The organism is Actinoalloteichus hoggarensis, assembly GCF_002234535.1.
Lineage (GTDB): Bacteria > Actinomycetota > Actinomycetes > Mycobacteriales > Pseudonocardiaceae > Actinoalloteichus_A > Actinoalloteichus_A hoggarensis.
The window spans coordinates 1,295,705-1,308,852 of record NZ_CP022521.1 but is presented as its reverse complement, the minus strand read 5'-3'; the positions used below and the strand labels follow the sequence as shown (position 1 = coordinate 1,308,852).

At 71.7% G+C, this 13,148-nt stretch carries 10 protein-coding genes and 1 tRNA gene; 2 read left to right on the top strand and 9 right to left on the bottom strand.

Annotated elements, in window-relative coordinates; all coding sequences use genetic code 11:
• Positions 1 to 240 precede the first annotated feature (240 nt).
• Positions 241 to 317 (bottom strand) — tRNA-Met (locus AHOG_RS05885).
• A gap of 321 nt (positions 318 to 638) precedes the next feature.
• Here AHOG_RS05885 and AHOG_RS05880 point away from each other — a divergent pair.
• A complete protein-coding gene (locus AHOG_RS05880; protein WP_093940446.1) occupies positions 639 to 1,034 on the top strand; it encodes a hypothetical protein in 396 nt (131 codons plus the stop codon).
• A 647-nt stretch (positions 1,035 to 1,681) separates the two neighbouring features.
• On the opposite strand, the gene lpdA is transcribed toward AHOG_RS05880, so the two are convergent.
• Positions 1,682 to 3,082 (bottom strand): dihydrolipoyl dehydrogenase, encoded by a 1,401-nt coding sequence (gene lpdA, locus AHOG_RS05875; RefSeq protein WP_093940445.1) that lies wholly within the window; start codon positions 3,080 to 3,082, stop codon positions 1,682 to 1,684.
• Between the two features lie 583 nt (positions 3,083 to 3,665).
• On the opposite strand from lpdA, the gene AHOG_RS05870 reads away from it, so the two are divergent.
• Positions 3,666 to 5,687: a CocE/NonD family hydrolase gene (locus AHOG_RS05870; RefSeq protein ID WP_169725816.1), complete on the top strand. Its 2,022-nt coding sequence runs from the start codon at positions 3,666 to 3,668 to the stop codon at positions 5,685 to 5,687.
• Positions 5,688 to 5,891: 204 nt separating this feature from the next.
• Here the strand turns inward: AHOG_RS05870 and AHOG_RS05865 are convergent, their stop codons facing one another.
• The 7 genes from AHOG_RS05865 to AHOG_RS05830 form a co-directional block, all read right to left on the bottom strand.
• Positions 5,892 to 6,752 (bottom strand): esterase-like activity of phytase family protein, encoded by an 861-nt coding sequence (locus AHOG_RS05865; protein WP_093944194.1) that lies wholly within the window; start codon positions 6,750 to 6,752, stop codon positions 5,892 to 5,894.
• Positions 6,753 to 6,841: 89 nt separating this feature from the next.
• A complete protein-coding gene (locus tag AHOG_RS05860; RefSeq protein ID WP_093940443.1) occupies positions 6,842 to 7,351 on the bottom strand; it encodes a winged helix-turn-helix transcriptional regulator in 510 nt (169 codons plus the stop codon).
• Between the two features lie 679 nt (positions 7,352 to 8,030).
• Positions 8,031 to 8,435, bottom strand: a complete 405-nt coding sequence (locus AHOG_RS05850) for a hypothetical protein (protein WP_093940441.1) — start codon at positions 8,433 to 8,435, stop codon at positions 8,031 to 8,033.
• 52 nt (positions 8,436 to 8,487) lie between these two features.
• Positions 8,488 to 11,004 (bottom strand): ABC transporter permease, encoded by a 2,517-nt coding sequence (locus AHOG_RS05845; RefSeq protein WP_093940440.1) that lies wholly within the window; start codon positions 11,002 to 11,004, stop codon positions 8,488 to 8,490.
• A gap of 5 nt (positions 11,005 to 11,009) precedes the next feature.
• A complete protein-coding gene (locus tag AHOG_RS05840; protein WP_169725815.1) occupies positions 11,010 to 11,756 on the bottom strand; it encodes an ABC transporter ATP-binding protein in 747 nt (248 codons plus the stop codon).
• Positions 11,757 to 11,814: 58 nt separating this feature from the next.
• The gene (locus AHOG_RS05835; RefSeq protein WP_093940439.1) at positions 11,815 to 12,120 is read right to left on the bottom strand and encodes a hypothetical protein; all 306 of its coding nucleotides are present in this window, start codon (positions 12,118 to 12,120) and stop codon (positions 11,815 to 11,817) included.
• 378 nt (positions 12,121 to 12,498) lie between these two features.
• Positions 12,499 to 12,906: a hypothetical protein gene (locus AHOG_RS05830; protein WP_093940438.1), complete on the bottom strand. Its 408-nt coding sequence runs from the start codon at positions 12,904 to 12,906 to the stop codon at positions 12,499 to 12,501.
• Positions 12,907 to 13,148 lie beyond the last annotated feature (242 nt).

The following is a 13,148-nucleotide window of genomic DNA, read 5'->3' as shown; positions in this document are numbered from 1 at the left end:
CACGCTCGCCGATCTCATCGACGTCGTCGCGCACGAGGCCGTTCGTCGATGCTCGAGGAGCGGCGTCTGGCGGCGGAACAGGGCATGGCACCGGGCACCGTGATGCCCGTCGTCGAACGGCCTCGGGGACCCGACACGTGCGACACCCGCGCCACCAGACGGCGGCACCGGTCCGGCCGTCGGCCCATACACGCAGACGACGCAGGCCCCCAGGAAGATCTCCTGAGGGCCTGCGTTCCGTGGTAGCGGGGACAGGATTCGAACCTGCGACCTCTGGGTTATGAGCCCAGCGAGCTACCGAGCTGCTCCACCCCGCGCCGTGTCGGCTCCGGTTTCGATTTCTCGACCCCGTCTTGCTGACAGGAGATAAGTTAGCACGCCGGGAGATCACCGAGATCAGGGGGTCCCCAATTCAATCCTCGCGACCACGATGATGTCCTGACCTGCGACGATCCCGTGTCAGCGCCGCAGACACCGGGTGCGCCGCCCGGCGGAGATCCGCGCCGAGGACGCAGGGCGGGGCGGCACGCGGCTGCGGTGATCGGCCTCCCTGCCGCCATCCTCCAGTCCGGCACGTCGTAGCGTGCGAGTGACCGAGTCCGCGGGAACGCGGATCAATCACGAGCCGGAGGCCACAGATGCCCGCATCCCACCTCGATCGACTGACGACCGGCGTCGGCGTGATCACGCTGGCACTCGGCACGGCGCTCACCGTCGCTCCGGAGCGGGCCGCCACCGCCCTGCGACTCGGCGGCGACCGCACGGCGGCACGCACCATCGGCGTAGCCGACCTGGTGATCGGGATCGGCCTGCTGCGTGGGAGGCGCACCGCGGCGTGGATGACGGCCCGGACCGCGCTCAACCTCGTGCTCGCGTCCCGTTACCGCGCCGAGGCGCGACGGCCGGACGGCCTCGCCGGGGCCCGGCTCGGCGCCGCGGCGATGATCGGGCTCACCGTGGTCGACGGCACGCTGGCCGCCCTGACGGCGGCACGACGGACGGCACCGGAGCGCGGGATGTCCGCCACGTCCTGAGCGGGTGGTCGGACGGACAGACCGGTCGGAGGAGCCGACGTTCGAGCCGCGGCAGGCGCCGGGTTTCGAGGAGCTCTCGTGGGCCGGAGCAGTCGGCGACGGCTCGGGCGCGGCGGCTCGGGCGCGGCGGTGCGGACGCCTGCGGGCGCGTGGGCCGTCGGGGCGCCGTGTGATCGTGCGGGCGGGCGCCGAAGCGGGCGGCCGGGTCCGCCTCACATCGGGGGCGGGCGCCGTCAGATTCGGCGCGCGGTGAAGTCGGAACCGCCGTTCGGCGACGGCGCAGGCCCATGCTGAGTCGCGGCCCGTCGAGCGAAGCGGGCGTGTCGGCCGGAGTCGACGTGGGACGCGGAGCGACATCGACCTGGACGGCGTCGACGGCGCCGAGCCGAGCGACTACCGGGTGGAGCGGTGACCGGGTGGAGCGGCGCCGGGGCGGCATCCAGCGAAGCGGCGCCGAGCGGACACACCGGATCCGACGAGATCGGGCAGGACGTGGCGGGAACAGGACGTCGGCGAGGCAGGACGACGCCCTGCGGGCGATCCGCCCAAGCCGGCATGCCACGCGACGGACGGCACGGTCGGCGACCGGCCGTCACCGGTGCCACGGGGCGACGACGGAGGTCCGCCGCCCCGTGGCACCGGAGCGATCACATGTTGATCATGTGTCCTGCCAGGCCGTGGACGGCCTCCTTGACCGCCTCGCCGAGCGTCGGGTGCGCGTGCACGTTCCGGGAGATCTCGTGCACGGTGAGGTCCCACTGCTGGGCCAGGGTCAGCTCCGGCAGCAGTTCGGTGGCCTCCGGGCCGATGATGTGCGCGCCCAGCAGCTCGCCGTGGGTCGCGTCGCTGAGGATCTTGACGAAGCCCGCTGTCTCACCGAGGCCGTGGGACTTGCCGTTGGCGGTGAAGGGGAACTTCGCCACCTGCACGTCGAAGCCCTTCTCCCGGGCCTGTGCCTCGGTCCAGCCGAAGCTGGCGATCTGCGGCTGGCAGTAGGTGGCCCTCGGAATCATGACGAAGTCGAGTTCCATCGTCTCGGCACCGCCGATGGTCTCCGCCGCGATGACGCCCATCGACTCGGCGGCGTGCGCCAGCATCAGCTTCGCGGTGACGTCGCCGATGGCGAAGATGTGCCCGACGTTGGTTCGGCCCCGGCCGTCGATGTCGATGGCACCGCGCTCCGTCAGCGCCACACCGGTGTTCTCCAGGCCGTAGCCGGTCACCCTCGGCTGGAACCCGATGGCCTGCATGACCTTGTCGGCCTCCAGGGTGCGCTGCTCCCCGTTGGTGGACACGACCACCTTGACCGAGTCGCCGGAGTCGTCGATCGACTCCACCCGCGTGGAGGTCAGCACCTCGATGCCGAGCCGCTTGTAGCGCTTGCCCAGCTCGGTGGAGACCTCGACGTCCTCCAGCGGGACCACTCGGTCGAGGAACTCGACGATCGTGACCTTGACGCCGTAGTTGTGCAGCACATACGCGAACTCGACGCCGATGGCGCCCGCGCCCGCGATGATGATGCTCTCCGGCAGCGTGTCGCTGAGGATCTGCTCCTCGTAGGTCACGACCCGCTCGCTCAGCGAGGTGCCGGGCAGCAGTCGGGTGGTGGCGCCCGCCGCGATGATGCAGTTGTCGAAGGTCACCGTCTCGGAGCCGCCGTCGGTCAGGGCGACCTCGATGGTGTTCGCGTCGGTGAAGCTTCCCCGCCCCTTGAACTGGGTGATCGAGTTCTTCTTCATCAGGAAGTGGACGCCCTTGACGCGGCCGTCCGCGACCTTGCGGCTGCGGGTGAAGGCGGCGCCGTAGTCGAAGTCGACCTCGCCGGTCGTGCTGATGCCGAAGGTCTTGGCCTCGTGCTTGAAGATGTGCGCGAGCTCCGCGTTGCGCAGCAGGGCCTTCGACGGGATGCAGCCGACGTTGAGGCAGACGCCGCCCCAGTAGCGCTCCTCGATGATCGCCGTCTTGAGTCCCAGCTGAGCGGCCCGGATCGCGGCGACGTAACCACCTGGCCCCGCGCCCAGGACCACAACGTCAAAGTGCGTGCTCATGCCTACGACCCTCTCCTGTTCACCGATTCGCCGGCTGCTCTGGCACCCTCGTCGACTCCTTCGACGCTCGGCTCAGCCGGAGACGACGGGTCACGACGGCCTCGGACTTCTCCTCGCACCCCGCGCCCTCTCGTCTTCTTATCCCTACCGCCGAGTCGGCCGAAGTGGAGTCCCCGGCCGTCCTTCCGGCTGAGTCCACCCTATGAAGCCGCCGTCGGGCACGCCGGGCCGGGTGGACTCACGATCGGCGGCCCGGCCGAACTCGCGGCCGCGCCTCGGTCCGTGCCGAGCCGTTGCCTGCTCAACGCACACGGGGCCCGCCGTCATCCCCGGCGACGCGGGCCGTCCCGGGATCTCGGCGACGTCGTGGGGCGCTCGACGCGGCCTGCCCGCACGCCGTTCGACGCCAGGGCCGGACGCGGGCGGGTGCGGCGGCCGGTCCGACGTGGGCGCACGCCGACTCCGCAGGCCCCTCATCAGGTGCGACGCGAATCGATCGACCGTCAGGCCACGATGCGCACGGCATCGATCGTCCACCCGAATGGACGTAGGAGCGCCCGGCGCCGCCGTCGATACTGACTCGATGAAGAGACCGAAGACACAATCCGGGCGCAGACTCCCGGCGGCGGTGCTCGCCGCGGCCATCGCGACCTCCGCCGCCCTGAGTTCGACCCTGTTCGGCCCCGAGGCGCTCGCCGCCGACTCGGCGGATCCGGTGCGGACGTCGGAGCCGTCCCACTCCCTCGGACTCGACGACGCGCCGACCCGCACGGCTGTCGCCGCCGACTCGGCGGGTCTGCCGGGAGCGGGACCGCATCTCGACCCCGTGCTGATCGACGGGGTCACGGCCCCGGTGTACTCCTACGCCGAGGCGATCCGCGAGACCGTCTGGGTGGACTTCGGGACGGACCTCGATCGCGACGGCGTGCGCGACCGGGTCGCCGCCGACGTCATCCGCCCCGCCGAGCCCGCCGCTCTCGGCGAGCAGATCCCGGCGATCGTCAACGTCAGCCCGTACTTCGCCTGTTGCGGCCGGGGCAACGAGGCACAGCTCAAGACCTACGACGCCGACGGCGTGCCCACCGGCTTCCCGCTCTACTACGACAACTACTTCGTGCCGCGCGGCTACGCCGTCGTGCTGGTCGACGACGTGGGCAGCAATCGCTCCACCGGCTGCCCGGACACCGGCGGGCCCGCCTCGATCTCGGCGGGCGCGTCCGTCGTCGACTGGTTGAACGGCCGGGCGGCGGGCTTCACGACGCCCTTCGGCGGCGCCGAGGTCGTCGCGGACTGGTCCGGCGGCGCGGTGGGGATGATCGGCAAGTCCGCCGACGGGGCGGCCGCCAACGGCGCGGCCACGACCGGAGTCGACGGACTGCGCACCGTCGTGCCGATCGGCGGGGTCAGCTCGTACTACCCGATCTGGAACTCCCACGGCATCTGGTCCGGCTATCCGCAGTCCAGCGGCCCGCCGGACCGGCTCAACGCTCGTGCCCAGGTGTTGTGCGCACCGCTGACCGAGCGGCTCGAGGAGCTCGGCGGCACCGACGGCGACTGGAACGACTTCTGGGCACAGCGTGACTACACGCTCGCCGCCGACCAGGTGCGGGCCAGCGTGTTCGCGGTGCACGGCTTCCACGACGTCAACGTGGCACCCAGCCAGTTCGGCCGCTGGTGGGACGCGCTCGCCGAGGCGGGCGTCGAGCGGAAGGCCTGGCTCAACCAGGCGGGGCACGTCGACGCGTTCGATCTGGATCGCGCCGAGTTCGTGGCGACCCTGCACCGCTGGTTCGACCACTACCTGTTCGACGTGGACAACGGCATCGACGCCGAGCCGAGGATCCGGATCGAGCACGCCCCCGACGAGTGGGTGGACGAGGCCGACTGGCCGCCCGCGAGCACGCGGCAGCACACGCTGTGGCCCGCGCCCGGCGACGGCGGCGGCGCCGACTCGCTGGTGTCCACCGGGCCGGCCGAGGCGACGCGGACCTTCGTCGACGACCCCGACCGCAGCAGGCACGATCGCGCGCTCGACCCCGAGGAGCCCGCGTCCGACCGGCTGGTGTTCCTCGGCGAGCCGCTGGACGAGGAGGTCCGGCTGTCCGGGCAGGCCTCGGTGACGGTCTCCGTGCGCTCGTCCACGCCGCTGGCCAGGGTGAGCGCCGCGCTGGTCGACTACGGACCCGCGACGATCCGGGATCACGCGGGCCCGGGCCAGGGCGTCCGCGATCTGGAGACCCGGTCGTGCTGGGGCGAGAGCACCGAGGCCGACAGCGCCTGCTACCTCGACACCGAGACCACGACGACGCAGGTCGATCATCAGATCATCGCGTCGGCCGCCGCCGACGTCGGCCGCTTCGCGAGCCCCCGCTACCGCGTGCCGCTGCGTCCGGATCGGTTCTACTCACGCACCGTCGAGCTGTCCACCACCGATCACGTGATTCCGGCGGGCCATCGCCTCGCGCTGATCATCGCGGGCACCGATGCCGCCGACACGATCCTGCCCGGCGAACGGCCGGAGACGACGCTGAAGCTGTCGGGCACGTCGGTGTCGATTCCCGTGGTCGAGGACTGGCGATCCGAGGAGGCCGACCCCGCGCGGTGACGGCCACGACGTCGAGCTCCGACGCACCGGAGGCGGCGTTCGCTCGCGGCGCTCCGCGACGGCGGCGCGCAACCGCCGCGCGCGACGCCCTGATGCGGCATGCCTGATGTGTCGGGCGTGACGTCGGCGCCCCGAATGCACCGACGTCACGCCCGACGTGCCGCCCGGGTTCGTCCGTCGAACCCGTTCGCAGGTGATCGACGATCAGCCGACCGCCAGGGCGGTGATACGGGTGGACTGTGCGGAGGAGAAGTCGTCGCCGCCTACCAGCAGCAGCGTCCGCTCCCCCGACGGCAGGGCAGGCCCCCAGGTGATCCCCTCGATGTCGTCGATCGTCGCTCCCGGTTCGCCGAGGTCGACCAGCGGACGTTTCGACACGGGTCGGAAGTCGCCGTCGGCGAGGGAGTGTCGATCCAGCACGTCGGCGGCCCGGGACGTGGAGACCTCGACGATGCGGATGCTGGTGCCCGCGTCGCCGACGTAGTCGCGCTCCAGCACCAGGAACGGGGTGGTGTCGGCGGTGGACGGCCGGATCGTCGGATCGAGCAGTACCGGCTCCGCATCGGCGGGCGAGCCGCCGGACAGCACGTTGCGCTGTCCCTCCGAGGTCCAGGCGAGGTCGCCGGTCAACGGGTCGATGCGCAGCTCCTCCGGGTCGACGGTGCCGAAGGCGTTGCGGACGCCCTCGGGGTACCCGTGCTGCTCGACGCGCCAGTCCTGGATCGTCGGGTAGGTCTGACCGTCGGGGCGGCGCAGCAGCGTGACGTCGGTCAGTGCGACGTCGTGCAGGCCGTCGGCGTCCAGCTCGATCGCGGCGGTGTAGTAGCGCGCCGGGCTGTAGTCCGACCAGTCGTCGCTGAGCAGGGCGTACCGCCCGGTCTCGGGATCATGGTCGATGGAGGAGAGCCCGCCGACGACGGTGTCCTGGAAGTTCGTTCGGTGGGGGATCGTCTGCTCACCGAGCAGCCGGACCGTCGGCACCTGGGCGACCGCGGCGGGCTGCGGAACGAGCATGCTCGCCGCGACGATCGCCGCGAGGATCGCGGCCGACACACGAGAGGACATGGCGAGCATAGGACTCGATCACCGTTGACCTCGTCCAGTCCCGCAGCCGATCTTGACCCGTTCGAGGGACGCCTATCGCCCGATCGATGCTATTCGGCGGGCGAGGCCCGGCGAGCCAGGAAGTCGCCGACGAGCCGGGTTCCCGGCCCGACGTGGGCACCGTCGCCGGGGAGCGGATCGACGTCCTCCGCCGTGATCGCCCCGTCGCACTCCGAGCACGAGACGGTGGGGACGAAGTCGTGGCCGCAGGTGCGGTGGCGGAAGGTGATCGGCGGGTCCGGCAGTCCCGCCCACCGATCGCCCCAGGCGGTCAGCGCCAGCAGGATCGGCACCAGGTCCCGGCCCGCCTCGGTGAGGCTGTAGCCGTGTCGCACCGGACGCTGCTGGTACGGCGTGCGCTCGACGACGCCCGCGGCCATGAGCGTGGCCAGCCGGGTGGTCAGCAGGTTGCGTGAGATCCCGAGATCCCGGACCAGCTCGTCGAAGCGACGGGCGCCCAGGTAGAGATCACGCAGGATCAGCGGCGACCACCAGTCGCCGACGAGATCCAGTGACCGGGCCAGTGAACAGTGCATCTCGGCGAAGCTCGTCTGCCGCATCCTCGACATCCTCGTGAGTCGTTCCATCGAACCTGCGTGTCTGCTGTGGACCCTCCGTGGAGGCAGGGCCGAGGGCGGCCTGCCGTGCCCAGGGCCTCGCCGCGCGTCGCGGACGCGACCTCCCGGCCCGCGGCGGCGTCGACCGACGGCGGACGACGTTCGCCGACGACGGTCCGCTTCATCCCGCCGCCACGGCGACCGCGCCGTCGGTGGGCGTCATCGACCCGCCCGCCGACGACGGTCGACCGGTTCGGGCGCCCCGAGCGGAGGAGGCCCCGGCCGGCCGCGCTCTCACCTCGGCCTCGCGTCCCTGCGGTGCCCGCCGTCCCGGCCGACGATCACGCGGTGGGAACCCCGTCGACTCGCCGGCCCCGGCGTCGGTACCGCCGCACCGAGGTCCCGGCCCGCGAAAGGGCGACTTCCCCTGAGCCCATGCCCGGCCGGCCGCCGACTGTCCCCGTCGAAGGACGCTCGACGCCGGCCGACCTTCGACCGCCGCGGGCCGTGCACCGGAGCGGTCGAGGGCCTCCGCACGAGCCCTCACCCGCCCGAGCCGCGCGGTGGGCGGGACGGATCGGAAGCCGCATGGCATCGACCGGCTACTCCCGCCGTCCATGACGGCGTCACGCCCGATCCCTGCCCCCGACTCGGCCTCCGATCCGTGTCTCCCCCCGTCCCCTCACCGCCGGACGGCGTGTCCGCCCGGTGTTCGTGCCCCCTGCTCGGTGCCGACCGTCCGCACCGACTCGTCGTCGGCCGCCTCCATCGCCAGCACGATGAGCACGGCGTCGAGGAGCACCACCACCTCGTCGCCGACCCGGCGGCCCCGTTCCTCCACCGCCAGGCCGATCAGCGCCAGCGTCCCCGCCCGATGGCGCTGCCGCCGCTGCTCACGGTCCTCGTCGCCCAGCGGACCCTCGTGCCGGTCGAGCGACCGCCAGGCCGCGACCGCCCGATCCGCCGAGTGACGCGGCAGTCGGACCTCGATTCTGGGCAGTGCGGTTCCGACCAGGCCCGCCCCGAGCTCGGCGAGAGCGAGCGACTCCCGGCGATACCGCCTACGACGTGGTGTGTCGTCCTCCACCGTCGTCTCCCTTCTCGTCCGCCGGGCCCGACGCGGGCCCGATCCGTCTCGGTCAGTCGTCGGCGAGGGCCTGCATGGGCGAGCTCTTCGCCGCCTTCGACGCCGGGATCAGTGCCGACAGCAGCGCCATCGCGAGCATGGCCACCAGCACGAGCCCGAGCTGGTCGAACGGGATGCTCGGCGTGGCACCGAGCTGCGGGTCGGAGAGCGTGATCAGCATCGCGTAGCCGGTGCCGAGCAGGATGCCCAGGACGGTGGCGTAGCCGCCGAGGATCGCGGCCTCCCAGCTGAGCATCGACCGCAGGCCGCCGCCTCGGAGGCCGAGCGCGCGAAGCAGTCCGTGCTCCTGGGTTCGTTCCACCACGGACAACGACAGCGTGGTGGCGACGCCGACCATCGCGACCAGGACCGTGATGCCCACCAGGCCCAGCGCGACCATCCGCAGCGTGTCGATCATCTCCTGGAACAACGCCCGCTCGTCGCCGGGGAAGGAGACGTCGATCAGCGGACTTATCGGGACCAGGGAGTCGACGGCGTCCCGGAAGGCGTCCTGATCGATCCCGGGCGCCGGGTTCGCCAACAGCATCTCCAGATGGGCGCCCTGATCGATCGCGGCGATGTCGTCGGGGTGCAGCACGGTGGTGCCCATGGTGCCCGTGTTCTCGTAGAGCGCGACCACCTCGACGGTGACCTCTCCGGAGCCGGCGGCGACGGTCATGCTGTCCCCGACGGCGAGCCCGAGATCCGCGGCCGTCTCCGTGTAGAGACCTGCCTGGCCGGGGCCCCAGCCGTCGAAGCCGCCCTCGGCGGGATCACGGGTCACGTCGTGCAGGCCCGACAGGTCCACGCCGCGAATCCACAGGTCCGGCGTCGTCGTGCCCCCGACCGTGACGTCGCCTTCCGTGTGGGTGACCTCGGCGAGGTCGCCGACCGCCGGATCGGCGCGCAAGGACTCGACCACCTCGGGTGTCAGGGCGGACGGCTCCTCGTAGGAGGTGTAGCTGGAGATGGTCACGTCGGCCGGGCGTGCCGCCGCCAGGCTGTCCTCCGCGCCCGTCTGCAGGTTCGACAGCGAGACGAGGACCGCGGTGACGAGCGTGACGCCCAGGGCGAACACCGCCGCCGTGGTCGCCGAGCGGCGCGGGGCCCGCAGCGTGTTGCGCACCGCCAGCCGACCCGAGATGCCGCCGATCCTGGTCAGCGGCTTCTCCAGCAGGCCGACCACACCGCGCAGCACCACCGGACCGCAGGCGAGGAAGCCCACGAACAGGATGCAGCCGGACCCGGCCGCCGCGAGGATGCCCACCTGCCCGGAGTCGGGCATCACGATGGGCACGGCCGCCAGCACGGCGGCACCGAGGACGGCCAGGACGGCGAAGACCGCGCGAAGCCTGCCGATGCCGCTGCCGCTGTCACTGAGCGCGGCCACGTTCATCGCCGCGACCGGCGAGATGCGGGAACCGCGCACCGCGGGCACCGCGGCGGCCACGACCGCGACCGCGACGGCCAGCACCACGCACCACACCAGGCCGACCGGCGAGACCGCCAGCGAGATGTCGCTGTCGGTGAGCGCACCCGCGACGGCCAGGCCGCCGTATCCGAGTCCGACCGCGGCCAGGACGCCGAGGACCCCCGCCAGCAGGCCGGACAGCGCGGCCTCCACCAACAGGGCCCGCAGGATGTGACCGGGCTGCGCGCCGACGCAGCGCAACAACGCGGTGCGGCGTCTGTTGCGGACCAGCAGGATGCGGAACGTCGACGCGACGATGATCGCCGCGGCGAACAAGGCGATGAACAGGAACACCGACAGCAGCAGGAACACCTGGTCGGCACCCGCGTCGGCCGCCGCCAGGTCGTTCGCGCGACGCTCCTCACCGGTCTCGACGATGGCGTCCGTTCCGAGCACCTCGCTCATCGCCGCCGCGGTGGTCTCCGGATCCACGCCGACGACGCGGATCCCGTTCCAGTACTCCGACCAGAGCCATTCGCGCACCGACTCCGGCTCGCCGACCACGACGGAGGTGACCGAGTTGGCGTGTTCGGTGATGCCGCTGACACGCAGGGTCCGCTCTTCGACGGACTCGTTGCCGTCGAGGGTCTGCAGGCTGAAGGTCAGCGTGACCTCGTCGCCGACCCCGGCCGCCATCGACTCCGCGCCCGTCGACGACAGGACGACCTCGCCGGGCCCCTCGGGAGCCGCTCCCTCCAGCAGCTCGGTGTCGGCGAGCGGACCGTCGAACGTGCCGCCGGTCACGATGACCATCTCGCGGTTCGCGTCTATGGCGATCCCGGAGATCTCCGGTACGGCCTCGGTGACCTCGGACAGGGCTTGGACCTGCTGAAGATGGTCGTTCGTCAGTCCGTCCACGTACTGGAAGTCGGGTTCGGCGATCGCGTCGACGTCCTCGGACACCGAGGTGAATCCCGCGGTGAACTCGGTGCGCAGCGTGTCGGTGAACAACACGGTCCCGGCGGTGAACAGCGTCGCCACGCCGATCGCGACCCCGGTGAGCAGGATGCGCGAGGGCCGATGGCGGATCTGGGCGACGGAGGCCTTGATCAGTCCCATCCCCCTCACCTGCTCACGTCGTCGAGAGCGGCGAGGACCTGCTGGCGGTTGGGCTCACGCAGCTCGCCCGCGATCCGGCCGTCGGCGAGCAGCACGACGCGATCGGCCTCGGCGGCGGCGGCCGGGTCGTGTGTGACCATCACCACGGTCTGACCGAAGTCCCTGGTGGAGCGGCGCAGGAAGGCCAGCACCTCGCGCCCGGTGGAGGTGTCCAGGTTGCCCGTCGGCTCGTCGGCGAAGACGACGTCGGGGCGGTTGGCCAGCGCGCGGGCGATCGCCACGCGCTGCTGCTGGCCGCCGGACAGCTCGGAGGGATGGTGGCGCAGCCGGTCCTGGATGCCCAGGACCTCGATCACCGTGTTGACCCAGTCCCGGTCGGGTCTGCGACCGGCGATGCTCAGGGGCAGCAGGATGTTGTCGTGCGCCGACAGCTCGCTGAGCAGGTTGAACTTCTGGAACACGAATCCGATGCGATCGCGGCGAAGGTCGGTGAGCTGACGCTCGGACAGGGCGGTGATGTCGGTGCCGCCGAGGACGATCGTGCCCGAGGTGGGCCGGTCGAGACCCGCCATGCAGTGCATGAGGGTCGACTTGCCCGAACCGGACGGCCCCATCACAGCGGTGAACTCGCCCTGGTTGATGCCGGTGTTGACCGCGCGCAGCGCATGCACCTGGTTGTCCTGGGTGCCGTAGACCTTGCTGACGGCATGGGTCGTCACGATGGTCGATGTCGCGGTCGTCGTGGTCGACATGTCGGTGTGCCTGTGTCCTCTCTCGTTCCGGGTGCGGATCACGTGGTGGTCCATGGCGTCAGTCGCCCTGGTCGTCCGCGAGGCGTCGACGCTGCCGTCGTCGCCCGCGGTCTGCTGATCGATCAGCTCGTCGCCGACGAGGATCCGGCAGCCGACGGACTCCGTCGCGGACCAGAGAGGTCCTCCGTCCGAGGGCTGCGAGATCGTCGCCGCCCGCGAAGCCATGGCTGATCAGCGCCGTGCCGGAGCCGTCGACCTCCATTCGGACGTCGTAGGTCTCGCCGAACAGCCCGCGGCTCGCGGGCAGCAGCCCGGTCGAGGCGAGCGCGGCGCCCGACGCGTCCGTGGTGAGGCGACTCCGCACGTGTGCTCCTTGCTCAGACGTGATCCGGCTGTGAAAGAGCATGCGGTGCGGGCCCCGGTACGGTGATCGGCCGAACGGCCGGGATACGGCCCTCGACTCAGCCGAAAGTCCTAGCCGATCGGCCGGACGGGTGCCCGACGACGGCCGGTGGAGGGACGGCGACAACGACGATGCGGCCTGGCGTGGCGATGAAGTCGCAGGTCGTCACGAATACCGCCGGGGCGGGGCCGTCGGGCCGACGGCGGTGATCCGGCCGACGGCGGCCGCGGTCGCTCGGTCGCGAGGTTCGGACGACATCCGTCCGCCTGGGCTCACCGCGGCCGCGTGGGCCGGGCGTCCCGGTCCGCCTGCCCGTCGAGGCCGAGCCGGGTTCAACGGTCAGTCCCGGCTCTGGGCGTTGGCCGAGCACCAGAGCTCCTCGTCCCCGCCGGCGGCCACGATCCTCTCGTACTCGACGCCGTCCACCGAGATCGTGCACGTCGTGCCCTCGGCGGGCTCGACCACCCGTACGTCGCTCTGACCGAAGCCGACGTTGCCCGCCTTCCGCCACGGAAGGGCCGGACGGTAGTCGTAGGCCGTCTCGGTGCCCGCGAAGTGGTAGGAGATCGACTTCGGGCCGGCGGGTCCGTCCACGCGCATCTCGATGGTGAAGACCGGTCCGGAGAGTCCGCAGCCGCTCGACAACCCGAGAGCGATCGCCGCTACTCCCAGCGCGACGCGCGCCGACGGCGTCGACGCGGACCGCGGACCGTCGCGGCGGTCGACGCGCGGGGAGGGTGCGGGCATGGCGCTCCAGGGTTCGATCGCGGACGACGGACGGTCACGATGCCGGCAGCCCGCGGGCCCGGACAAGCCCGGTGCCTCGGCGGCACACAGGCACACAGGCACACAGGCACACAGGCACACAGGCACACAGGCACACAGGCACACAGGCACACAGGCACACAGGCACACAGGCACACAGGCACACAGGCACACACCGATCAGGGTCGACGTCCTTCGCTCGCCGCCGCCCCGGCCCCGCCACC